At 61.4% G+C, this 22,697-nt stretch carries 18 protein-coding genes; 9 read left to right on the top strand and 9 right to left on the bottom strand.

Translation table 11 applies throughout. The features are described 5' to 3' along the window. Nucleotides 1-5 precede the first annotated feature (5 nt). Nucleotides 6-551, bottom strand: coding sequence for a cytochrome b (locus ACSQ17_RS12765; protein ID WP_436069036.1), 546 nt, complete (start codon nucleotides 549-551; stop codon nucleotides 6-8). A 301-nt stretch (nucleotides 552-852) separates the two neighbouring features. Here ACSQ17_RS12765 and ACSQ17_RS12760 point away from each other — a divergent pair, with 301 nt between their 5' ends. Both ACSQ17_RS12760 and ACSQ17_RS12755 read left to right on the top strand, forming a co-directional pair. Next, a complete protein-coding gene (locus tag ACSQ17_RS12760; RefSeq protein WP_436069034.1) occupies nucleotides 853-2,259 on the top strand; it encodes an adenosylmethionine--8-amino-7-oxononanoate transaminase in 1,407 nt (468 codons plus the stop codon). 127 nt (nucleotides 2,260-2,386) lie between these two features. Continuing rightward, complete coding sequence (locus ACSQ17_RS12755) at nucleotides 2,387-3,106, top strand: 16S rRNA (uracil(1498)-N(3))-methyltransferase (RefSeq protein WP_436069032.1); 720 nt, start codon at nucleotides 2,387-2,389, stop codon at nucleotides 3,104-3,106. Between the two features lie 56 nt (nucleotides 3,107-3,162). Here the strand turns inward: ACSQ17_RS12755 and ACSQ17_RS12750 are convergent, their stop codons facing one another. The 8 genes from ACSQ17_RS12750 to pilG form a co-directional block, all read right to left on the bottom strand. Beyond that, the gene (locus ACSQ17_RS12750; protein WP_436069030.1) at nucleotides 3,163-3,633 is read right to left on the bottom strand and encodes a chemotaxis protein CheW; all 471 of its coding nucleotides are present in this window, start codon (nucleotides 3,631-3,633) and stop codon (nucleotides 3,163-3,165) included. A 31-nt stretch (nucleotides 3,634-3,664) separates the two neighbouring features. Next, a complete protein-coding gene (locus ACSQ17_RS12745) occupies nucleotides 3,665-4,684 on the bottom strand; it encodes a chemotaxis protein CheB (protein ID WP_233683411.1) in 1,020 nt (339 codons plus the stop codon). Next, the gene (locus ACSQ17_RS12740; RefSeq protein WP_436070471.1) at nucleotides 4,681-12,162 is read right to left on the bottom strand and encodes an Hpt domain-containing protein; all 7,482 of its coding nucleotides are present in this window, start codon (nucleotides 12,160-12,162) and stop codon (nucleotides 4,681-4,683) included. The genes ACSQ17_RS12745 and ACSQ17_RS12740 overlap by 4 nt, the downstream gene beginning before the upstream one ends. A 33-nt stretch (nucleotides 12,163-12,195) precedes the next feature. Further along, entirely contained in the window at nucleotides 12,196-13,053 is an 858-nt protein-coding gene (locus ACSQ17_RS12735) for a CheR family methyltransferase (protein WP_436069027.1), read from the bottom strand. Nucleotides 13,054-13,121: 68 nt separating this feature from the next. Continuing rightward, on the bottom strand, nucleotides 13,122-15,167 hold the full coding sequence (locus ACSQ17_RS12730; RefSeq protein WP_436069025.1) for a methyl-accepting chemotaxis protein: 2,046 nt from the start codon (nucleotides 15,165-15,167) through the stop codon (nucleotides 13,122-13,124). A gap of 84 nt (nucleotides 15,168-15,251) precedes the next feature. After that, nucleotides 15,252-15,788: a chemotaxis protein CheW gene (locus ACSQ17_RS12725; protein WP_233683408.1), complete on the bottom strand. Its 537-nt coding sequence runs from the start codon at nucleotides 15,786-15,788 to the stop codon at nucleotides 15,252-15,254. Nucleotides 15,789-15,833: 45 nt separating this feature from the next. Continuing rightward, nucleotides 15,834-16,199, bottom strand: coding sequence for a twitching motility response regulator PilH (pilH, locus tag ACSQ17_RS12720; protein ID WP_108485952.1), 366 nt, complete (start codon nucleotides 16,197-16,199; stop codon nucleotides 15,834-15,836). A 47-nt stretch (nucleotides 16,200-16,246) separates the two neighbouring features. Beyond that, entirely contained in the window at nucleotides 16,247-16,654 is a 408-nt protein-coding gene (gene pilG, locus ACSQ17_RS12715) for a twitching motility response regulator PilG (RefSeq protein WP_108094981.1), read from the bottom strand. A gap of 242 nt (nucleotides 16,655-16,896) precedes the next feature. Between pilG and gshB the strand changes: the two genes are divergently transcribed. The 7 genes from gshB to ACSQ17_RS12680 are packed head-to-tail and all read left to right on the top strand — an operon-like array spanning nucleotide 16,897 to nucleotide 22,690. Continuing rightward, nucleotides 16,897-17,859 (top strand): glutathione synthase, encoded by a 963-nt coding sequence (gene gshB, locus ACSQ17_RS12710; RefSeq protein ID WP_436069021.1) that lies wholly within the window; start codon nucleotides 16,897-16,899, stop codon nucleotides 17,857-17,859. A 56-nt stretch (nucleotides 17,860-17,915) separates the two neighbouring features. Further along, nucleotides 17,916-18,812, top strand: a complete 897-nt coding sequence (locus ACSQ17_RS12705; protein ID WP_436069019.1) for an energy transducer TonB — start codon at nucleotides 17,916-17,918, stop codon at nucleotides 18,810-18,812. A gap of 50 nt (nucleotides 18,813-18,862) precedes the next feature. Beyond that, entirely contained in the window at nucleotides 18,863-19,432 is a 570-nt protein-coding gene (locus tag ACSQ17_RS12700; protein ID WP_436070470.1) for a YqgE/AlgH family protein, read from the top strand. Further along, entirely contained in the window at nucleotides 19,432-19,869 is a 438-nt protein-coding gene (ruvX, locus tag ACSQ17_RS12695; RefSeq protein ID WP_436069017.1) for a Holliday junction resolvase RuvX, read from the top strand. Before ACSQ17_RS12700 ends, ruvX begins: the two co-directional genes overlap by 1 nt. A gap of 22 nt (nucleotides 19,870-19,891) precedes the next feature. Beyond that, on the top strand, nucleotides 19,892-20,398 hold the full coding sequence (pyrR, locus tag ACSQ17_RS12690) for a bifunctional pyr operon transcriptional regulator/uracil phosphoribosyltransferase PyrR (protein WP_436069015.1): 507 nt from the start codon (nucleotides 19,892-19,894) through the stop codon (nucleotides 20,396-20,398). Nucleotides 20,399-20,408: 10 nt separating this feature from the next. Next, nucleotides 20,409-21,419 (top strand): aspartate carbamoyltransferase catalytic subunit, encoded by a 1,011-nt coding sequence (locus ACSQ17_RS12685; protein WP_436069013.1) that lies wholly within the window; start codon nucleotides 20,409-20,411, stop codon nucleotides 21,417-21,419. Beyond that, entirely contained in the window at nucleotides 21,419-22,690 is a 1,272-nt protein-coding gene (locus ACSQ17_RS12680; protein ID WP_436069011.1) for a dihydroorotase, read from the top strand. Before ACSQ17_RS12685 ends, ACSQ17_RS12680 begins: the two co-directional genes overlap by 1 nt. Nucleotides 22,691-22,697 lie beyond the last annotated feature (7 nt).

Here is a 22,697-nt window from a genome sequence, read left to right as displayed (position 1 = left end):
CAGAACTAGCGACCGAACATGCGCAGCAGCGTGCGATCACGGTCAATAACGTGGTGCTTGAGTGCCGCCAGAGCGTGCACACCTGCAAAGATCACAAGGGCCCAGGCCAGGTACTCGTGCACCAGGCCGGCGACATCCTCCTGATCGGGGATACTGGTCAGGCTTGCAGGCACTTCAAACAGACCGAAGACTTCGATGCCACGGCCATCGGCAGTGGAAATCAGGTAACCGGAAATCATCAGCACGAACAGCCCCAGGTACAGAAAACCATGGCCCAGCTTGCTGCCCAGACGAGTCAGCCGACCATGGTTCGACAAGCTCGCCGGAGCCGGGCTGACCCAGCGCCACAGCACGCGCACCAGCATCACGGCAAACAGCAGCAGGCCGATGCTCTTGTGCAGATCCGGCGCGGTCTTGTACCAACCGCTGTAGTAATCCAGGCCGACCATCCAGTAACCCAGGCCAAAAAGACCAAATACGGCCAACGCCACCAACCAATGCAGCAGGATGCTGACCAGACCGTAATGCGAAGAACTATTGCGCCATTGCATTGAAGACTTTCCGAAGGAAGAACCAGAACCACGAGTCGAGCAAGACTAGCAACAAACCTATCGACAAAAAGCGGAAATTTTCGCTTTGAAATATCGGGAAATACGATGCGTTGCCAGCGAGTTTGATCCAGGCAAAGTTAGTCTAACGCCACGCGGCAAAGTTCAGCGGGCGGGCTACAGGCGGCATGATAGAGCGGATCAGCGGCCAGCCGGGCAATCAACTCACGTTATGCCGTCCTTCGCACACGGGGCTTCTGATAGGCTTGGCGCAGAAGATGACAAGCTGAGGCACCCGTACCGCATGAGCCTGAATGAACAATGGATGCAGCGTGACCTGAACGTACTCTGGCACCCCTGCACCCAGATGAAAGACCACGAACAGCTACCGCTGGTACCGATCAAACGCGGCGAAGGCGTATGGCTCGAGGATTTCGATGGCAAACGCTATCTCGACGCGGTCAGCTCCTGGTGGGTCAACGTGTTCGGCCACGCCAACCCGCGGATCAATCAGCGCATCAAGGATCAGGTCGATCAACTGGAGCACGTGATTCTCGCCGGCTTCAGCCATGCGCCGGTGATCGAGCTGTCCGAGCGCCTGGTCAAGCTGACCCCAGCGGGCCTGGACCGGGTGTTCTACGCCGACAACGGCTCGTCCTGCATCGAAGTCGCGTTGAAGATGAGCTTTCACTACTGGCTCAACGTCGGCCAACCGGCGAAAAAGCGTTTTATCACCCTATCCAACAGCTACCACGGCGAAACCATCGCGGCGATGTCAGTGGGTGACGTGGCGCTGTTTACCGACACTTACAAGGCGCTGCTGCTCGACACCCTCAAGGTGCCCAGCCCGGACTGCTACCACCGCCCCGCCGGGGTGAGCTGGGAGGAACACTCACGCCTGATGTTCGGCCATATGGAGCAGGCCCTGGCCGAGCATGCCCATGAAGTTGCAGCCGTGATCGTCGAACCGCTGATCCAAGGCGCGGGCGGTATGCGCATGTATCACCCGGTCTACCTCAAGCTGCTGCGCGAAGCCTGCGACCGCTATGGTGTACACCTGATCCATGACGAGATTGCCGTGGGCTTTGGCCGCACCGGGACGATGTTCGCCTGTGAGCAGGCCGGTATTCGTCCGGATTTCCTCTGTCTGTCAAAAGCCCTGACCGGCGGCTATCTGCCGCTGGCCGCCTGCCTGACCACCAACGAGGTCTACCAGGCGTTCTACGACGATTACTCGACCCTGCGCGCCTTCCTCCACTCGCACAGCTACACCGGCAACCCGCTGGCCTGCGCAGCCGCCCTGGCGACCTTGGATATCTTCGAGCAGGACAATGTGATCGAAGCCAACAAGGCCTTGGCCGCGCGCATGGCCAGCGCCACTGCGCACCTGGCCGAGCATCCGCATGTCGCCGAAGTGCGCCAGACCGGCATGGCCCTGGCCATCGAGATGGTGCAGGACAAAGCCAGCAAAACCGCCTACCCCTGGCAGGAGCGGCGCGGTCTCAAGGTGTTCCAGCACGCGCTGGAGTGTGGCGCACTGCTGCGCCCATTGGGTAGCGTGGTGTACTTCCTGCCGCCTTACGTGATCACCCCTGAGCAGATCGACTTCCTCGCGGAAGTGGCCAGCGAAGGCATCGACCTCGCCACCCGCACCTCGGTCAGCGTGGCGCAGGGCAATGCCAACTACCCGGGGTTTCGCGACCCGGGCTAAACCTAGGGTGGATGGCGCTTTACCCATCCACCATTGCTCTGGCGGTGGATGGTGAGAGCATCGCCCACCCGGTGCGCACAGCGCACCCTACAGCTAAAATTCGCGCCTTTATTCCAGGTTCACCTTTATGCGCCTATCCCGCTTCTTTATCGATGCCCCCCTCTCCCTCGGCCAGCATGAGCTGCCGGAAGCCCTGGCGCACTATATCGGCCGTGTGCTGCGGCATACCGTGGGCGACGCGGTGCAGCTGTTCGATGGCAGCGGCCAGGAGTTTCTCGGTGAACTGATCGAAGTTGGCAAGAAGAATGTGCGCGTTGAACTGCGCGAAGCCTTGGCCGGCCAGGCCGAATCACCACTGCATATTCACCTGGGCCAAGGCCTCTCGCGCGGCGAGCGGATGGACTGGGCGATTCAGAAGGCCACCGAGCTGGGTGCCAACGAAATCAGCCTGATCGTCAGCGAACGCTGCGAAGTGCGCCTCAAGGATGAACGCGCCGACAAGCGCATGGCGCACTGGCGGCAAGTGGCAATCAGCGCTTGCGAGCAATGCGGCCGTTCAGTGCTGCCGATCATTCACCCGCCCATCAGCCTCGCAGACTGGCTGACGCAGGTTTCGGCTGACCTCAAGCTGGTGCTGCACCCGGTTGCCGAGCCTTGGGCCAGCCATCCGCAACCGCAGTCGCTGGCCTTTCTGATCGGCCCGGAAGGCGGCCTGAGTGACAACGAAGTAAACCAGGCAAAAGCCCAAGGTTTTCACGCCGCACGCCTCGGCCCGCGCGTCCTGCGTACGGAGACCGCACCGGTCGTGGCCTTGAGCGTGGCGCAGCAGTTGTGGGGCGATTTCTAGATAAGTGTGCGCCCAAGAAAAAGCCCGCAAATGCGGGCTTTTTTATGCAGAAACCGTCAGATCAATCCGGCATCCGCCAGCTTCTGCTCCAAACCAATCAGGTCCGGAATCTTCAGCACGGCTTCACCAAATTGCACGGCATCCAGCTCCAGCGGTGCCAGGGCGACATCCGCACGCAGCAGGTCGTTACCGACCTTGATCGAGCGTGGAATACCCTGCACCAGCACGGCAATAAACTTGATGCTCGGCCGGCCACCCAGGGCGTTGATCACCGCCACCCGCGAGCCAGGACTGATGCTGACCTGGCCATCCGACGCGGCCTCGAAGGACAACAGCGGCAGGCGCAGATCACGCCAGGCAATCTGCCCGAGAAACCAGCTGGGCATGCCTTCGCTGACCTGCGGCGCACGGTAAGGAATCAGCTCGGCCACCGCGACGTTGGGCAGCAGCAGAGTACGGTCAGTCAGCGGCATCAACAGGCCGGTCAGGCTGTTGGCGCTGCTCTGGTTGGCGACGGCTTGGCTCATGAAAATTTCCTATTCAGGGCACCCGCCCAGATTAACTGCACTGCTCGGCCAGGTGATTGACCAACGTCTCGGCCAGCTCACGCGGGTCACCGCTATGGCTGCTGTAGCCGCCTTCACGCAGGCTGTCCGGCATGCTCGGGCAGGCGCAGCTGTCGGCACGTTGAGTCCAGATCAAACCGCCCTGGCGGCGGACATAGGCGGCAGCGGCACTGCCATCACTGCCCATGCCGCTGAAAGCAATCACCCCGCTCATGGCACCGAAATGCTGAGCCAGGTTGAGCATCATCTGGTCGATCGACGGGCTGTAGGGTTCCGGCCAACCACGCTCGGCAATCTGCATCGCACCGTCATCGGCAAACCCCAGCTCATGGCTGATCGGCACCACCACCACTTCGCCGCAGCGCACGGCATCGCCATGCCGGGCCGGGTTGACGTGCCACTGGCTGTGCCGACCCACGGCTTGCGGCAGGGCGTTCTCGAAGCTGGCGTCGATGTGCTGGGCGTAGACAAAACCGATTGGCAGACCACCCGGCAAGGCATCGAGGAATGCCTTGACCGCTGCCGGACCACCCAGCGAGGCGGCCAGCAGCCACACCTGGCGCGCCGGCTCACCGGCTACCAACGGGGTATCCGCCAGCGCAGCCGGCAGGTCCAGGCGCGATGGCCGTTGCGCTTCAGCCAGCAAGGCTTCCAGGCTCGGGCCAACGGCCTGCGACGGATCGCCGACCAGTTTCTTCAGTTTGCCGAACAGGCGACGTTCCCAGCGCGGGTAGTTTTCCGAATGGCGCTCCGGGGCGTGGCCTTCGCCAAACAGCACCGGCGCCGAGGCGCTTTCCAGCAGGCTGTCGACCAGCGGCGAATCTTCCGACTGCGCCAGATCAACCAGCCACAGATCGGTTTCACAGGCGCTCAGGGTGTCCTGATCGAGGCGCGCCGGATCACTGTTCATCACCACCTGATAGCCACTGCCGGTCAACGCCTGCTGCAACACGTGACGCTGCAGGGAGGTATCGGCGATCACCGCAATGCGGGCTGCAGTTTTCTCAGTCATGTGCGGTTTACCGGGTGGCGGCCCACCAATTGCAGAATGGTTTCAAGCAACAAGGACTCCTGATAAGGCTTACCGAGGTACTCGTTGACACCGATGCTCATGGCCCGCTCACGGTGTTTCTCACCGGTACGCGAGGTGATCATGATGATCGGCAGGTCTTTCAGGCCTTCGTCGTGGCGTACCAGGGTTGCCACCTCGAAACCGTCCATGCGTGGCATTTCGATGTCCAGCAGCATGATGTCGGGCTTGCGCTCCTGCAGCTGGGAAATGGCATCCACACCGTCCTTGGCCGTCAATACGTTCATGCCGTTGCGCTCAAGCAGGCGACTGGTGACCTTGCGCACGGTAACCGAGTCGTCGACCACCATAACCAGCGTCGGGCGATCTGCCTCGATCTCGGCAGCCGTAGCCGACTGCTTGAGCTGACGCGGTTGCAGCTGGGTGAGCAGGTGCGCATGCAGCACACGGATGGTCGCCAGCAGGTCGAGAATCACCACCACGCGGCCATCACCAAGGATGGTCGCACCGGAAATCCCGTGCACCCCGGCGAATTGCGGACCGAGGCTCTTCACCACGATCTCCCGCGAACCGGCCAGGGAGTCGACCTGTACCGCTACCGCGTGCTCCTTGGATCGCACCAGAATCACCGGCAGCGGCAGGCTCTGGCCAACCAGTTTGGGCTGCTGGCCGTTGTTCAGCAGGTCACCCAGGTAGCGCAGTTCATAGCTCTGCCCGGCGTATTCGAAGCGCGGGGCATCGGGGGCGTAATAGGCTTCCAGCTCGTACGGCGAGACCCGCACGATACCTTCGATGGTGTTCAGCGGAATGGCATACAGGTCTTCACCCGACAGCACCATCAGCGCGCGGTTGACCGATACGGTAAACGGCAGGCGAATGGTAAAGGTGGTGCCAGTGCCGGGCACCGACTCAATGCTCATCGAGCCGCCGAGCTGTTTGACTTCGGAGTGGACCACGTCCATGCCGACGCCACGCCCGGAAATCTGCGTAACCTTTTCGGCGGTGGAGAAGCCCGCTTCGAGGATAAATTGCAGCACTTCGTAGTCGGTCAGGTCGGAGTCGGCATCCATCAAGCCGCGCTCGATGGCCTTGCGCTTGACTGCTTCCAGGCGAATCCCGCCACCGTCATCGGCCAGGGTCAGGACGATATCGCCACCCTCACGACCCAGCGCCAGGCGAATGGTGCCTTGCTCAGGTTTGCCCGCGGCACGGCGCACGTCAGCGGCTTCGATGCCGTGGTCGACGGCGTTGCGCAGCATGTGCTCCAGCGGCGCAACGATACGCTCGAGGACGGTACGGTCCATCTCCCCTTCAGCGTTACCGACAATAAACTCGACCTGTTTGCCCAGCTCACCGGAAATCTGCCGCACGATACGGCGCAGACGTGGCACCAGGCGGTCGAACGGCACCATGCGCGTACGCATCAGGCCTTCCTGCAGCTCGGAGTTGACCCGCGCCTGTTGCAGCAACAGGGTTTCCGCATCGCGGTTACGCGCGGCCAGGGTTTCCTTCAGGTCTAGCAAGTCGGAGGCCGATTCGAACAGTGCGCGCGACAGCTGCTGCAACTGCGAGTGGCGGTCCATTTCCAGCGGGTCGAAATCTTCATAGCCGGCGCGCTCAGCCTCAGCCTGGATCCGACTGAGAATCTGCGCCTGGGTTTCAGTGTCGAGGCGGCGCAGTTGATCACGCACGCGGTCGATGGTGGCTTCCATCTCGCTAAGGGTGAAACCAAAATCGCTGACCTGCTGCTCGACTCGACCCCGGAAGATCGAGGTCTCACCGGCCAGGTTGACCAGGCCTTCCAGCAGCTCGGCCGGCACCTTGACCAGCTCCTGCGGCGCACGACGCGAGGCGGCTTCCTGCGCCGCTTCTTCAGCACGACGAACGAACGGCAGCACTTTGGCCACCAGCTCCTGCGCCGGCATGGCACTGGCAGCGACAATCGGCGTGGCCAGTTCAGGCAGACGCGCGGTCGGTTCAGCCGCGACAACCTCGCTTGGCGCATTACCGCTATCGACTGCCAGGCTGGCATTCAGGCGCTGACGCAGGACATCGAGTTCCTGCTGCAAGCCTTCGAAGCCCGACTGCACATCAACAAACAGGCTTTGCGGCCACGGCGCGCCCTGGGTCTGCGCTTCGCTCAGGTGCTGCTCCAGGCTGTGGGTCAGATCGCCCAGGCGTTTCTGCCCGGCCAGCCGCGCACCGCCCTTGAGGGTGTGCAGAATGCGCAGCATGTCATCAATGCTGCTGCCGTCTTCACGGTCAGCCTCCCAACGGCCAATAGCTTCTTCCATGGCCTCCAGCAGGTCATCACCCTCTTCAAGGAAGATGTCGAGGATGTCCGATTCGGCATCGTCATCCTGCTCGGCTTCGGCCGCCTTGAGGGCTACCGAGGACGGCATGCTCAACTGCTCGTCGGGGTTGGCACGAAAGCGTTTGATGGTCTCGATCAGCGCGTCGCCATTGGGTACCGCACGCTTGTTGCGCACGGCCTCAAGCATCTCAGCCAGGCTGTCGTGACAGCTCTGCAGCAGAGTGAAGAGGTCCTGACTGGCACGCAGGCGGCCTTGTCCAAGCCCTTCATAAAGGAACTCAAGCTCGTGGGCCAGATCGCCGATTTCGCGAATTTCGGCCATCCGTGCACCACCCTTGAGGGTGTGCAGGTCACGCTGCAGCGACTCCAGTTCCAGGCTGTTGTCGACGTCATCCATCCAGCGCTGCAAGGCTGCCCCGGCGCTGTCGATGATGTCGAAACCTTCCTCAAGGAAGATTTCCACCAGCTCTGGATCACGCTCGTCATCCAGTACCTGCGCAGCCATCACGCTGGCGACTGGCTCTGGCTCTGGCTCTGGCTCTGGCTCTGGCTCTGGCTCTGGCTCTGGCTCTGGCTCTGGCTCTGCAAGAGGAGTGTCCTGCCACTCGACCGGCGCAGCCAGCTCGGGCTCCAACGGTTGTTCATCCAGCTCAATGGCGGGTAATTCGAATGCTTCAATCTCTACCAGCGGCTCGCCAACCAGGTCGCTCTCGACGCTAACCGGGGCCACATCCGCCAGAATGCCAAAGTCGATTTCTTCCTCGACAGCCAGCAGTTCAGGCTGCTCTGCATCCAGCAGTTCGACTGTTTCCAACTCAGGCAGGGCTTCGGCTTCGGCTTCGGCTTCGGCTTCGGCTTCGGCTTCGGCTTCGGCTTCGGCTTCGGCTTCGGCTTCGGCTTCGGCTTCGGCTTCGGCTTCGGCTTCAGGCTCGGGCGCCACCGGGGTCACGGGCAAGCTTTGCCCGCCACTCTGACGAAAACTGCGAATGGCCTCAATCAGTTGCTCAGGCGAACGCATAACGTCACGGGCCTGCAGTTGCTCCAGCAACTGCGCCAGTTGATCATGGCTCTGCAGCAGCAGGCCGGCCAGTGCAGGCGAGAAGCTGTAGCGACGGTCAACCAGGCCTTCGTAAAGGGATTCAAGCTCATGGGCGAGATCGCCAATCGGGCGAATCTCGGCCATGCGCGCACCGCCCTTGAGGGTGTGCAGGTCACGTTGCAAAGACGACAACGCGGCCTTGTTTTCCGGATCAGCCAGCCAACGCTCCAGTGCTTGTCCGGCGCTATCGAGGATATCGACGGCCTCTTCGAGGAAGATCGCCACCATTTCCTCATCCAGCGACTCGTAGAGCGAAGCCGCTGCGGGCTCCTCGGCAGGTTCGATCACCTGGGGCGCCGGTTGTTCTTCCACGACAAATGCATCAAGCGCCAGCGCAGTATCCGGCTCTTGCAATTCTTTTGGTTCAGCCAAGGTTTCCAGGGCTGCGGTGGCATCGGCCAGTTCGACGATCTCGATACCGGAATCACCGTTGCTGGACAAAAGCGCCAGGGTGTTGGGATCCAGTGCTTCATCCAGCAGATTACGCAGCGCCATAACGCGCTCGGGGGCGGCACTGACCTGCAGTGCTGCGGCTACCTGATCCATCATGCCGATCAGGGCTTCGTGGGCCTGTTCGGCCTCACTGAAGAAACGCTCGCTAACGGCCAGGCTGCCTTCTTCCACAGCACCGTAGAGGTCCAGCAGCGCCTCGCACAGCTCATCGATCTGCGGTAAATCAGCCATCTCGGCACCGCGGCCAAGGGTGGTCAGTTCCTCCAGCAGCGAGCTGAGTTCCTGGCGCTCGGACGGGTGTTCGCGCCACTTGCGCAGCAGGTCTTCAGCGTCCAGCAGAATGTCCATGCCTTCGGCCAGGAAGATGCTGATCATCTGCGGGTCGCGCTTTTCACCCGGTTCGCTCTGACGGCTGTTTTCCGCATGTTCCAGGCGGTCGTTGTGCAGTTTCTGCACGCGTTCAAGAAACTCGCTGGCGCCCGGCAAGGCTGCCAATGGATGGGTTTCCAGCTGTTCAAGGCCCAGACGGAAAAGCTTTTCAGCGCTGCTCAGCAGTTCGGCCTCAGCCAGATCCATCGGGATCAGGTTGGTCTTGAACTCCTTGACCAGCTTTTCCAACGGCGAGGCGATTTCTGCCACCGGCTGAATACCAGCCATCGAGGCACTGCCCTTGAGGGTGTGCAGGGCGCGTTGCAGATCATCGGTAACCTGTTGCGGCAGCTCCTGAGCACAATCGGCCAGGAAACCTACCAGGGTATCCAGGTGCATTTCCGCCTCGTTGCGGAAGATTTCCAGCAACTGCGGGTCGAGGCCGTCCTCGTCATCCTCAACAACAGTGGCGGCAGTAACCTCAGCGGTAGCGGCTGGGCTGCCCTCGGGCTCTGCTACCAGCTCCACCGGGGCTTCAGGTTTTGGGAGGGTTCGACCTTTAGCCAGGGCATGCGCGGTTGCCGCCAGCAGGTCGACATCGTCGCGCTGACGCTGAGCTTTGTTGGCAAATTCATCGACCAGTGCCGGCATCAGGGCGACCACATCAGCGATCACCTGCTGCACCTCGGCACCCGGGGTGATGGTGCGGTCGAGCACACGGTTGAGCAGATTCTCAATCGCCCAACCCAGCTCACCGATCACCAGGGCACGCACCATACGGCCACTGCCCTTGAGGGTGTGGAAGGCACGGCGAATTTCGCTCAGGGCGTCCTTGTTGTCGGTATCGGCACACCACTGGGGAAGGTATTCACCAATGGTTTCCAGCACTTCGCCGACTTCTTCGATAAAGACTTCCAGCAATTCGTCATCGACCGGTTCTTCATCGGCCGGCGGTGGCAACAGGCTGGGCGGCACGTCGTGAGCGGGCGGATTGATCGCCTGCACTGGAGCGGCCATGACATCGGCCATCGACAGGGCTTTTTCGACAACCGGTTGCGCAGGCTCTTCGCTGAGCGGGGCGCTGGGCAGCTCGACCTCAGGCAGTTCAAGGGCAGCAAACTCGGCTTCGCCCCAGTTGCTCAGGCTGTCAGCGGCGTCCAGCTCCAGGCTGTCGAGCGACAGTTCTTCAGTGGCTTGCGCTTGTTCCTGCACGGTGTCCAGCAGCGGCAGAGGCTCAGCTTCGACCAGATCAATGCTGAAGTCGATCAGTTCGAGATCAGCCGCGGCGCTGTCAGTCGCCCACTCGGGTTCGCTGCGCGGGGCCTCAATCGCAGTTGAATCCAGATCGGCGAACTCGGCACTGAAATCGTCTGCCAGCTCCAGGCTCAGCGACTCCTCGGCGACTGGCGGCGTTGGCTCGGTTTGCTGCTCCGGCTCCGGCTCCGGCTCGGCACCGAGCACATCCAGATCATCCAGCGGGTCGGCCAATGGCGCGAAGGACTCCACCTCAGGCTCGATGCGGTCGAGAATCGAGGGTTTTTCCTTCAGCGGGTAACCCAGGCTTTCCAGGCTTTCTTCGGCCACGTCGAGAATCAGATCGCCCTGGGTCGCATGGTCTTCGGCCAGACGCTCAAGGTAATACTCGACGCTGGTAATGGCGTCCGCCAGGGTGTCGAGGTTCTGCCAGTTGGGCACGGCCTTACGCGCCAGCAGTTGTTCCTGGATATAACGGTTGCACGCGTTGAGCAGGTCGGCGGCACGCTGCAGCGGGATCATCGCCAGACCGCCGCGCACCTGAGTCAGCAACTCGGGCACGCGGGCCAGGTGCTCGTGGTTCCACTGTGAGGCAATAAATTCGATGATCGCGTCTTTAGCCTGTTCCAGGCCGTTGCGCGCCTCTTTGATGACCAACTGATGAATCTGCGCCACGTCGGTGGTCGGCAGATGGCTTTCTTCACGCCCGCCATCCTGCGTTGGGCCGACCATGCCAGCCAGAGTCGCTTCGACATACAGCAGCGCCCCGGCGACATCCATCAGCACCGCATCGCTTGGCTCGCCCTGGCCCTTGGCCAGGCTGTTGACCACATCCAGCTGATCGGCGATGACCTTGCGTGGCTGACCGAAGCCCAGTACGGCGAGAGTGTCGGCAATCTGCTTGAGCGGAGCGGCGAGTGCATCCAGGTCCGCGACCTGGCTGCGATCACTGCGCACGAACAGATCAAGGCTGTCCTTGACCCGCACCAGTTCTTCGCACAATGCGGCGACCACCGAACGCATGGCATCGCGATCCGGACCGGCCAGGCGGGCACGCTCCTCGTCGACCACATCGTTATCCGGCAGGGCGTCGTCGAGGCGGTACTGCTCACGCAGGGTGCGTACACGCGGCGACTGTGCCGACGACTTGGCCACATAGAACAGCAGGTTCTTGCTCAGCTCATCAGGTGCCGGCTGGTTGATACCGTCGGCGCCCTGCTCCAGCAGGCGCTTGAGTTCTTTATCGACCTGACGCAGCAGGGTACGAATCGAGGAACCATTGGCCACGCTGCCGTTGGCCAGACCTTCTACCACGCCCGACGCGATCTGCCATAGCGGGCCGAGCGGCGAGTCTTTGCAGAGGTTTTCCAGGCGGGCGAACACCCGTGCCATATAGCCCAGATTGGTCGGTAGGTCTTGATTACGGATCACCCCGACCAGGGCCATTTGCAGCATTTGCCGCAGTTTGCGCAGCAACACCGGCAATTCGGCGGTACGCAGCTGGTCAATGGTTTCATGGGACAGCGCTGGCGTGCGCCCGGACATGTCCGGGGCGAACAGGCTGGTTTCCGACAGCAGTTTTTCCCCACGCGCAGCGCGCAGGTCATTTAGCAGAGGCAGCACGACCATCGGCAGGTCGCGGCGGGCGGTCTGGATACGGTCGAGGTACACCGGCAGCTGCAGAATCGACTGCATCAGCACTTCCAGGGCTTCGCCCTGGTTGGTCACCCGGCCTTCGATCAGGGCACCGGCCAGCTGCTCCATTTCTTCGGCCAGCAGCGCTGCGCCGAAAAACTCGACCATCTGCAAGGTGCCGAGCACCTGGTGCACATAGGTCTGGCAGAAACGCATGCGCGTAGCGTCCTGGGGGTTCTCGACGAACGCCTCCAGCGCCTGACGCGCCTGTTTCAGGGTTTCCGCGATCTCGCCCTTAACCCATTCCAGGGCGACATAATCGTGCCGATCACCCATAGCCACTCCACTCATAAACTTGGCTCTTCTGCCTTATCCCTTGCGGGTAAACGCCAGAACTCGCTCGTCGGCCACCGGGATCAACTCCGGATGTTGCCAACCCGCCACTTCGCCCACTCCAACCACCAGCAAGCCTCCAGGCACCAGGCGCTCGGCCAGGCGGTTGAGGATCTCGCGGCGACGCCAGCGACGAAAATAGATCAGCAAGTTCTGACAAAAAATAACGTCCATACCGGACATGGGGGCCTTGGCCAGTTCCAGCACATTCAACCGCGCACAACACACACGTGCGGCCAGGGTCGGCACCACTTTGAAACGTCCATCGTCCTGGGCCAGGAAATAACGCTGGCACAGGTCACTGTCCAACAACTCCAGGCGGCGCGCACCGTATTGCCCATCCCGCGCCTTACTCAGGGCATTGAGACTGATATCGGTACCCGTCACACCAAAATAATCAGGGTGTTGCGTGTCGCGCAGCACTTCGGCGGCGCTGATGGCCAGCGAATACGGCTCTTCACCACTGGCACAACCAACGCTCCACAGCTCCCAGGGTTGCGTCATACCTTGCTGCAGACGCTCACGCAGGTAGCTTTCCAGCACGTCAAAAGACGCGCGGTGGCGAAAGAAGCGGGTTTCCTGAACCGTCAAGCGATCCAGCAGCGTCGACCATTCCACCGCACCACGCGGCCCATCGGTGACCTGCCGGTAGTACGCGGCATAGTCCATGACACCCAGCTCGCGCATCCGCACGCTCAGATTGGTCTGCAAAAACGCCCGCCGCCGCTCATTGAGAACGACCCCGGTACGCTCCTCAAGCAACACCTGCCAGTCACGAAACTCCGTAGCTGTCATGTCTGCCAAAGGCTGCAAGGCCCAGACGCCTGACTGCATGTCGTGCCCCTCGCTCACGGCCATAGCCCTTGGACGACAGGCCTTTCAGCCTGCCACCCAGCACCTGGTTAAGCCTGTTCCCCACCCGGCAGGGTAAAGCCGGATACCGACTTGCGCATTTCACTGGCCATCTTGGCCAGGTTACCAATGCTCTTGGCGGTGGCAGTGGTACCGGACGAGGTTTGCGAGGTGATTTCCTGAATCACGTTCATCGTGTTGGAAATGTGGCCAGCAGACGATGCCTGCTGGCGAGCAGCGTTGGAGATGTTCTGAATCAAAGCCGCGAGGGTCTTGGATACCTTCTCGATCTCTTCCAGTGCAACCCCGGCGTCCTGCGCCAGACGAGCACCGCGTACCACTTCGGAGGTCGTCTGCTCCATCGAGATAACGGCTTCGTTGGTGTCGGTCTGAATCGTCTTAACCAGCGCCTCGATCTGCTTGGTTGCGGCAGACGAACGTTCTGCGAGGCGTTGTACTTCGTCCGCTACCACGGCGAAGCCTCGGCCTGCGTCACCGGCCATGGAGGCCTGGATCGCGGCGTTCAGTGCGAGGATGTTGGTCTGGTCAGCAATGTCGTTAATCAGGCTAACAATGTCACCGATCTCCTGGGACGATTCACCGAGGCGTTTAATCCGCTTCGAGGTGTCCTGGATCTGCTCACGGATGTTATCCATGCCGGTGATGGTGTTGTGTACGACTTCGTTGCCTTTGTTGGCGATGGCTACGGAACGTTCCGCTACCGCGGAGGACTCCGAGGCGTTCGCCGATACCTGGTCAATCGACACAGCCATTTCGTTGATCGCCGCAGAAGCACCGGCAATTTCCTGGGCCTGGTGCTCGGAAGCTTCGGCCAGGTGCATCGCCGTAGCCTGGGTTTCCTGAGCAGCACCGGCTACCTGAACGGCGGTCAGGTTAATGGTGGCTACCAGGTCACGCAGTTGGTCGATGGAGTAGTTGATGGAGTCAGCGATGGCACCGGTGAAGTCCTCGGTTACCGTCGCGGCTACCGTCAAGTCACCGTCGGCGAGGTCGGCGATTTCGTCGAGCAGTCGCAGAATCGCCGACTGGTTACGTTCGTTCTTCTCGGCGGTGGAGGCCAGACGGCGGTTGGTTTCACGCACCATCACCAGACCGATGAGGATGATCGAACCCAGCGCCAGTGCGCCCAGTACATAACCGAACAGGGTGTTGATGGCACGACCGGTGGCCAGGTCATCAAAGCCGACAGCCAGATCAGAAGCCTTGTCCAGCAGGGTCTGGGATACGGTGAAGATGACGTTCGCCGATTCACGCACCTGAAACAGTTCCGGCGAAGTTTCGAGAATCTCGTCCACCGAACCGGATACGAATTCGAACAGTTCGGAAATTTCCGCCAGACGTTCGAGGGCTTCCTCGTCGGTCACCTTGGAGATTTCCATGGCGGCGTTGCCTTCCAGCATCGCGGCCAGTACGCGGCCGAACAGGCTGGCGTCGCGACCGAACATGTCAGCGGCCTGTACCGAATCCTGGTCACCGGCCAGTACCTTGTTCACCGAACCAAGGATACGTTCTGCCAGCAGCGATTGGCGCTGGGCAACCGACACCTGGGCAGCGGGAGCACCGCTCTCCAGCAGGATATCGACCACTTCCTCGTACTCGACCTGCAGTTGCGGAATGGTTTCCGCCAGGGTGGCCGCTACCTGGTGCAGCGACAGTACGGTCTGTTCGTTCGCCAGAATGGCGTCAGTGTTCTGCCGCAGGGTGTCCCAGTCCTGCTGCACCACGGCCATCTGTGCTTGCAGTGACTCAGGTGCCGCTGGCAGGCCGGTGGTTTCGTTACCGTCAGTCAGGTAACCCCAACGTGCCTGGAAGTCGTTGCGCGCATCGCGCAGCAAGCCGAAGGCTTCGGCCGTACCGGCTGCCGCTTCCGTGGAGTTTTTCGCAATACGCTGGGACAGTACGCGCAGCTCACCGGCGTGACCGATGTACTCCGTGTCGTAGTTGGATTGCGTGTTGATGTAGGCGAAGTTGGCGAACAACAGCACGATCGAAACGATCAGGACAATAAACAGCCCTGCGATCAATGTGCTACTGCGCGCACCTGCTAACAAATTACCTGCATTTAGTTTTTTCATTTACTGGCCCCCGCCTGGACCGACCGCACTACGGTTCCCATGTAACGCCAAAAGGCCGGCAATGCCGACCCCACCGATAAACTGTTAATACGCCACGTCGAGAAAACCCGGGTTCTGGGCCAGCGCGTGTGGGCTGAACACCAACCAGGGCTGTTCACGTTGAAAGACTCCGTGGATAAAGGGTGCTATGGACGCCTCGAGCGGCGGCAGCTGCTCGGAGAAGGTATCCACAGGAAAATGCTGCATGCCGAATACTTCATCGACGGTCAGGCCGGCAAATACGTCTTGGTGATCAACCACCAGCACACGGCGCTTCTTGCGCAGCGGCGACAGTTCATTGCCGAAGAAGCCGCACAGGTCCATCACTGGCAACAAACGGCCCCGCACGTTGGCCACGCCCTTGACCCAGCTTTTCACGCCAGGCAGCAAAGTGTGCCGCGGCTCATGCAGCACCTCGCCCACTTCTCCCATCGGCGCGACGAAGAAACGCTCGCCCATGCGAAAGCCGATACCGCTCCAGGTCTGCACCACTGCCTGCTGCGAAGGCAAGCCAGCAGCCAGTGAGCGACAGAGCCTGTCGATATCCTGAAGAGTCTGAAAAGGTGTTTGCGCGTCCGACATGCCAGCTGCGGCCTTATTCTTTTTTAATTGCGGACAAACCAGGTATTAGCCGGCTAATACCGCATTCAAGGTTTTAACCAGGGTTTCTTCATCAACCGGCTTGGTCAGGTAATCCTTCGCGCCCTGGCGCTTGCCCCAGACCTTGTCGGTTTCCTGATCCTTGGTGGTGACGATGATCACCGGGATATGGCTGGTGTCAGCATCTTTGGTCAGCTGACGAGTGGCCTGAAAGCCATTGAGGCCAGGCATGACGATGTCCATCAGCACGGCATCAGGTTTTTCCTGGCGCGCCAGGGCAACGCCGTCGGCACCATTTTCCGCTTTGAGTACCTGATGGCCGTGCTTTTCCAGCATGGCAGTCAGTTTGTACATTTCAGTCGGCGAGTCATCAACAATCAGAATTCGAGCCATGGTGTTTCCCAATACTTTAAAAAGGCGCTCAGCTATTCAGCCAGGCGTCAGGACGCTTGTTCAACCGGCGTAAAGTCAGGCACATGAGCTTTGATCGCACCGAGCAGCTCTTCTTTGCTGAAGGGCTTAGTCAGGTATTGATCAGAGCCGACGATGCGCCCCTTGGCTTTATCGAACAGGCCGTCCTTGGAGGACAGCATGATCACCGGAGTGGATTTGAAAGCGCTGTTGTTCTTGATCAAGGCACAGGTTTGATAGCCATCGAGCCGCGGCATCATGATGTCGACAAAAATGATGTTCGGATGGGTATCGGCGATCTTTGCCAAGGCATCGAAGCCGTCAACTGCGGTAATTACCTCGCAGCCCACCTTTTTCAGCAGGGTTTCCGCGGTACGACGAATCGTTTTCGAATCGTCGATCACCATCACCCTCAAACCCTCGGAATGCTGTTCCATGTTTGCCCTACCATCGCCTCGGTGAGTCGTTATTTTTGCGTTATATCAGTGCGCCTGAGGCCCTGTCACCGATGGGCTACAACCCAATCGTCGGGCCTTTTTAGCACACTCTCCTGATGCAATCTATAAGCCGCGCGGGGCCAAGGTTTTTCCTTGACCACCCGACCTGCCAGCGCCACCCTGACGCCACATCACAGTCGCAGCCCACCTAAACCGCTGCCATTTATACGGAGAACATCGCCATGAGCGTCCGCATCGGCATTGTCATGGACCCCATCGCCCAGATCAGTTTCAAGAAGGACAGCTCGCTGGCCATGCTGCTTGCTGCCCAGGCACGCGGCTGGTCTCTCTTCTATATGGAGCAGAAAGACCTTTACCAGAGCAAAGGCCAAGCCCGCGCTCGACTTTCAGAGCTTAGCGTATTCAGCGATCCGCAGCGCTGGTTCGAACTCGGCGCCGAACAGGACATCGCCCTGAGCGAGCTGGACGTGATCCTGATGCGCAAGGATCCGCCCTTCGACAACGAGTTCGTCTACTCCACTTACCTGCTGGAACAAGCCGAGCAGGCTGGGGTGCTGGTGGTCAACCGCCCGCAGAGCCTGCGCGACTGCAATGAGAAATACTTTGCTACCCAGTTCAGCCAATACACACCGCCGACTGTAGTCAGCCGTAGGGCCGACATTCTGCGCGAGTTTGCCAAAGAGCAGCGTGACATCATTCTCAAACCCCTCGATGGCATGGGCGGATCGATGATATTTCGTCACCGCGAGGGCGATCCCAACCTCTCGGTGATTCTCGAGACGCTGACCAACCACGGCCAGCAGCAGATCATGGCCCAGGGTTACCTGCCGGCGATCAAGGATGGCGACAAGCGCATTCTGATGATTGACGGCGAGCCGGTGCCCTACTGCCTGGCACGTATCCCAGCGGCTGGGGAAACCCGTGGCAACCTGGCCGCCGGCGGACGCGGCGAAGCCCGCCCACTGAGCGAGCGCGACCGCGAAATCGCCGCCGCCGTCGGCCCGACCTTGCGCGAAAAAGGCCTGCTGTTCGTCGGCCTGGACGTCATCGGCGAGCACCTGACCGAAATCAACGTCACCAGCCCGACCTGCATCCGCGAAATCGACGCAGCCTTCGACACACGCATTGGTGAACGCCTGATGGACAAGATTGCCGAGAAGCTCAATGCGCGCAGTGCTTCATAGACTTTTCCATGCGCCCTCGGCAGACTGCGCGGCAACCTGAGCAGACCCGATATGCGATGAACGCAGCCGCCCAATTCCCTGAACTTTCCCGAACCGGCGTACAGCCGGCGGATCGGCTGGGCTTTACCCTGTTCCTCGCTGCGGTGTTGCATGCCGCGCTGATCCTCGGCCTGGGCTTTACCCTGGCCGAGCCAAGCCAGATCAGCAAAACCCTGGAAATCACCCTGTCCACCTTCAAGAGTGAGGAAAAGCCCAAAGAGGCCGACTTCCTCGCCCAGAACAACCAGCAAGGCAGCGGCACTCTGGAACACAAGGCGGCGCCGAAAACCACTGAACAAGCGCTGTTTCAGGACAGCGAAGTCAAGCGCGTTACGCCACCTGCAGCCCCACAACAACCTGCCGCACAGCAGCAAGCCCCCAAGGCTGCCGTCGCCACCCGCGCCCCACAGCAGCAGAAAACCCCGGTCAAGCGCGAAGAAGCCAAGCCCACCCCGCAAGCACGTCCGGCGCCGGTGTTTGACAGCGCCCAGTTGTCGTCGGAGATCGCCAGCCTGGAAGCCGAACTGGCCCAGGAAGTTCAGCAATACGCCAAGCGACCGAAGATCCACCGCCTCAACGCCGCCTCGACCATGCGCGACAAAGGCGCCTGGTACAAAGATGAATGGCGCAAGAAGGTTGAGCGCGTCGGCAACCTGAATTACCCGGATGAAGCACGCCGCCAGGGTATCTACGGAAGCCTGCGCCTGCTGGTGTCGATCAACCGTGACGGCACCCTGTACGAAGTGCAGGTACTGGAGTCCTCCGGCCAGCGCCTACTCGACCAGGCCGCACTGCGCATCGTTCGCCTGGCTGCACCGTTCGCCCCGTTTACCGGTGACTTGGCCGACGTCGACCGCTTGGAAATCATTCGTACCTGGCGTTTCGAGCGCGGCGACCGCCTGTCGAGCAACTGAATCTGTGCACGACGCTTGAGGCTTGCAGCTTGAAGCTCCAAACTAACGCCATGAAAGACGCCAGCCCCAGCTACCTCAAACATCACTTCCTGATCGCCATGCCACACATGGCCGATCCGAATTTTGCGCAAACCGTTACCTACCTGATTGATCACAACGAACACGGCGCCATGGGCCTGGTGATCAACAAGCCCAACGGCCTCAACCTGGCCGACGTGCTGGAACAACTGCGCCCCGACGAAGAGCCGCCCGTGCTCTGCCAGAGCCTGCCGATCTTTACTGGCGGCCCGGTGCAGACCGATCGCGGTTTCGTCCTGCACCCCAGCGGCCCGCAGTTTCAGGCCACCCTGGAGTTGGGTGAACTGGGCCTGTCGACCTCGCAGGACGTACTGTTCGCCATCGCCGATGGCACTGGCCCGGAAAAATACCTGATCACCCTCGGCTATGCCGGCTGGGAAGCCGGGCAGCTGGAAGCTGAGCTGGCCGACAACGCCTGGCTGACCTGCCCGGCTGACCACACCATCCTTTTCGACCTGCCTTTCGACCAGCGCCTGAACGCCGCTGCCGCGCGCCTGGGGGTCAATCTCAGCTTGCTCACCTCACAAGCCGGGCACGCCTGATGGTCGAGGCAAAACCACTGCGCCTGCTACTGGGCTTCGATTACGGCAGCAAACAGATCGGCGTTGCCGTCGGCCAGGTGATCACCGGCCAAGCCCGCGAGCTGTGCATCCTCAAGGCGCAGAACGGCGTGCCGGACTGGCAGAAAGTCGAAGCGCTAATCAAGGAGTGGCAACCTGACGCCATCGTCGTTGGCCTGCCGCTGAATATGGATGGCACGAAAAGCGAGATGAGCGAGCGCGCGGAAAAATTCGCCCGGCGCCTTAACGGCCGCTTCAACCTGCCCGTGCACACCCACGACGAACGCCTGACCACTTTTGAGGCCAAGGGCCAGCGCCTGCGCGAAGGACAAAGTGGCGGCTACCGTGAGCGCCCGGTCGATGCCATTGCCGCAGCGCTACTGCTGCAAGGCTGGCTCGAAGAAAATTGCCTGGGCTAAGCCCGCACCAAGGAGTTTTGCCATGCATTTGCCCACACCCGTCGACCTGCTGCCGCAAATGGCCGCCGCGCTCACCCAGCACCTGAACAGCCGACAGATCAGCGAACCCCGCTTTATCGGCATCCGCACCGGCGGTGTCTGGGTCGCGCAAGCCTTGCTGGAAGCCCTCGGCCGCGACGACTCCCTGGGTATTCTCGATGTGTCCTTCTACCGTGACGACTTCACCCAGAACGGCCTGCATCCGCAGGTGCAACCGTCCGAGCTGCCATTCGAGATTGAAGGCCAGCACTTGGTGCTGATCGACGATGTGCTGATGAGCGGTCGTACCATCCGCGCGGCGCTCAATGAACTGTTCGATTACGGCCGCCCGGCCAGCGTGACCCTGGTCAGCCTGCTTGACCTGAATGCCCGCGAGCTGCCGATCCGTCCGGATGTGGTCGGCGCCACCCTGTCGCTGGCAGCGAATCAACGGGTAAAATTGTCCGGCCCAACGCCGCTGACCCTCGAACTCCAGACGCTTGCCCACTGAGACTCGCCAGATGACGACCATAGCCGCCAAGCGCCCGCTGCAGCTGAATGACCAAGGCCAACTGCGCCACTTCCTGTCCCTCGACGGCCTGCCGCGCGAGCTGCTGACGGAAATCCTCGACACCGCCGACTCCTTCCTCGAAGTCGGCGCCCGTGCGGTGAAAAAAGTCCCGTTGCTGCGTGGTAAGACCGTGTGCAACGTGTTCTTCGAGAACTCCACACGTACCCGCACCACCTTCGAACTGGCCGCCCAGCGCCTGTCCGCGGACGTGATCAGCCTGAACGTGTCGACCAGTTCGACCAGCAAGGGCGAAACGCTGTTCGACACCCTGCGCAACCTGGAAGCCATGGCCGCCGACATCTTCGTCGTGCGCCATGCCGACTCCGGCGCTGCACACTTTATCGCCGAGCACGTGTGCCCCAACCTGGCAATCATCAACGGCGGCGACGGCCGTCACGCGCACCCGACCCAGGGCATGCTCGACATGCTGACGATTCGGCGGCACAAGGGCGGTTTCGAGAACCTCTCGGTAGCCATCGTCGGCGATATCCTGCATTCGCGGGTAGCGCGCTCGAATATGCTTGCGCTGAAAACCCTGGGCTGCCCGGACATTCGCGTGATCGCGCCGAAAACCCTGCTGCCGGTCGGAATCGAGCAATACGGCGTGACCGTCTACAGCGACATGACCGCCGGCCTCAAGGACGTCGACGTGGTGATCATGCTGCGCCTGCAGCGTGAGCGCATGACCGGCGGCCTGCTGCCCAGCGAAGGTGAGTTTTACCGCCTGTTCGGCCTCACCGAAGAGCGCCTGAAACTGGCCAAGCCGGATGCACTGGTGATGCACCCAGGCCCGATCAACCGCGGCGTGGAAATCGAATCGGCGGTGGCCGACGGCCCGCAGTCGGTGATCCTCAACCAGGTCACCTACGGCATCGCCATCCGCATGGCTGTACTGTCCATGGCCATGAGCGGGCAGACCGCGCAGCGCCAACTCAATCAAGATGCCGAGGAGCAGAACTGATGCGTATCCGTATCCTCGGAGCCCGGGTGATCGACCCCAGCAGCGGCTTCGACCAGCAGGCTGATCTGTACATCGAAGGCGGCAAAGTTATCGCCATCGGCCAGGCACCCGCCGGTTTCGTCGCCGAACAGAGCATTGAGGCCCAGGGCCTGGTTGCCGCGCCTGGACTGGTCGACCTTAGCGTCGCCCTGCGCGAGCCGGGTTACAGCCGCAAAGGCAGCATCGCCACGGAAACCCTGGCCGCAGCAGCCGGTGGCGTGACCAGCCTGTGCTGCCCGCCGTTTACCAAACCGGTGCTGGATACCCCGGCAGTGGCCGAGCTGATCCTCGACCGCGCCCGCGAAGCCGGGCATACCAAGGTGTTCCCGATTGGCGCGTTGAGCAAAGGCCTGGAAGGCGAGCAGCTGGCCGAACTGGTTGCCCTGCGCGACGCCGGTTGCGTGGCCTTTGGCAACGGCCTGGACAGCTTCCGCAATAACCGCACCCTGCGCCGTGCCCTGGAATACGCAGCGACCTTCGACCTGACAGTGATCTTCCACTCCCAGGACCACGATCTCGCCGAAGGCGGTCTGGCGCACGAAGGCGCGACCGCCAGCTTCCTCGGCCTGCCGGGCATTCCGGAAACCGCCGAGACAGTCGCCCTGGCCCGCGACCTGCTGCTTGTCGAGCAGACCGGCGTACGCGCGCACTTCAGCCAACTGACCAGCGCGCGAAGTGCCCAGCTGATCGCCGACGCCCAGGCCCGTGGCCTGCCGGTCACCGCCGACGTGGCGCTGTACCAACTGATCCTCACCGATGAGGCACTTGGCGACTTCTCCAGCCTGTACCACGTGCAACCGCCACTGCGCACCGCCGCCGACCGTGATGGGCTGCGCGCGGCAGTAAAGAGCGGAGTAATCTCGGCGATTGCCAGCCACCACCAGCCGCACGAGCGTGACGCCAAACTGGCGCCCTTCGGTGCTACCGAACCGGGCATCAGCAGCGTACAGCTGCTGCTGCCGCTGGCCTTGAGCCTGGTGCAGGACGGCCTGCTTGACCTGCCCACCCTGCTCGCCCGCCTGAGTGCCGGCCCGGCACAAGCGCTGCGCCTGCCCGCTGGCAAACTGAGCGTAGGTGAAGCCGCCGACCTGCTGCTGTTTGACTCCAAAGCATCCACCCTGGCCGGCGAGACCTGGTATTCGAAAGGTGCCAACTGCCCGTTTATCGGCCACTGCCTGCCGGGTGCCGTGCGTTACACCCTGGTGGATGGCCGTATCAGCTATCAGGCCTGAGAACCTA

The organism is Pseudomonas sp. LjRoot71 (assembly GCF_964253255.1).
Lineage (GTDB): Bacteria > Pseudomonadota > Gammaproteobacteria > Pseudomonadales > Pseudomonadaceae > Aquipseudomonas.
The sequence above is the reverse complement of the archived record's forward strand: the minus strand, read 5'-3'. Positions and strand labels throughout refer to the sequence as shown.

Excerpts from the sequence above, each read along its gene's own strand:
- ruvX (WP_436069017.1), top strand. The coding sequence starts at position 19,432 with ATGGTCGAGGCAAAACCACTGCGCCTGCTACTGGGCTTCGATTACGGC.
- ACSQ17_RS12705 (WP_436069019.1), top strand. The coding sequence starts at position 17,916 with ATGAACGCAGCCGCCCAATTCCCTGAACTTTCCCGAACCGGCGTACAG.
- pilG (WP_108094981.1), bottom strand. The coding sequence starts at position 16,654 with ATGGAACAGCATTCCGAGGGTTTGAGGGTGATGGTGATCGACGATTCG.
- ACSQ17_RS12725 (WP_233683408.1), bottom strand. The coding sequence starts at position 15,788 with ATGTCGGACGCGCAAACACCTTTTCAGACTCTTCAGGATATCGACAGG.
- ACSQ17_RS12750 (WP_436069030.1), bottom strand. The coding sequence starts at position 3,633 with ATGAGCCAAGCCGTCGCCAACCAGAGCAGCGCCAACAGCCTGACCGGC.
- pilH (WP_108485952.1), bottom strand. The coding sequence starts at position 16,199 with ATGGCTCGAATTCTGATTGTTGATGACTCGCCGACTGAAATGTACAAA.
- ACSQ17_RS12730 (WP_436069025.1), bottom strand. The coding sequence starts at position 15,167 with ATGAAAAAACTAAATGCAGGTAATTTGTTAGCAGGTGCGCGCAGTAGC.
- ACSQ17_RS12740 (WP_436070471.1), bottom strand. The coding sequence starts at position 12,162 with ATGGGTGATCGGCACGATTATGTCGCCCTGGAATGGGTTAAGGGCGAG.
- gshB (WP_436069021.1), top strand. The coding sequence starts at position 16,897 with ATGAGCGTCCGCATCGGCATTGTCATGGACCCCATCGCCCAGATCAGT.
- ACSQ17_RS12755 (WP_436069032.1), top strand. The coding sequence starts at position 2,387 with ATGCGCCTATCCCGCTTCTTTATCGATGCCCCCCTCTCCCTCGGCCAG.
- ACSQ17_RS12685 (WP_436069013.1), top strand. The coding sequence starts at position 20,409 with ATGACGACCATAGCCGCCAAGCGCCCGCTGCAGCTGAATGACCAAGGC.
- ACSQ17_RS12680 (WP_436069011.1), top strand. The coding sequence starts at position 21,419 with ATGCGTATCCGTATCCTCGGAGCCCGGGTGATCGACCCCAGCAGCGGC.
- ACSQ17_RS12700 (WP_436070470.1), top strand. The coding sequence starts at position 18,863 with ATGAAAGACGCCAGCCCCAGCTACCTCAAACATCACTTCCTGATCGCC.
- ACSQ17_RS12745 (WP_233683411.1), bottom strand. The coding sequence starts at position 4,684 with ATGACTGAGAAAACTGCAGCCCGCATTGCGGTGATCGCCGATACCTCC.
- ACSQ17_RS12765 (WP_436069036.1), bottom strand. The coding sequence starts at position 551 with ATGCAATGGCGCAATAGTTCTTCGCATTACGGTCTGGTCAGCATCCTG.
- pyrR (WP_436069015.1), top strand. The coding sequence starts at position 19,892 with ATGCATTTGCCCACACCCGTCGACCTGCTGCCGCAAATGGCCGCCGCG.
- ACSQ17_RS12735 (WP_436069027.1), bottom strand. The coding sequence starts at position 13,053 with ATGCAGTCAGGCGTCTGGGCCTTGCAGCCTTTGGCAGACATGACAGCT.
- ACSQ17_RS12760 (WP_436069034.1), top strand. The coding sequence starts at position 853 with ATGAGCCTGAATGAACAATGGATGCAGCGTGACCTGAACGTACTCTGG.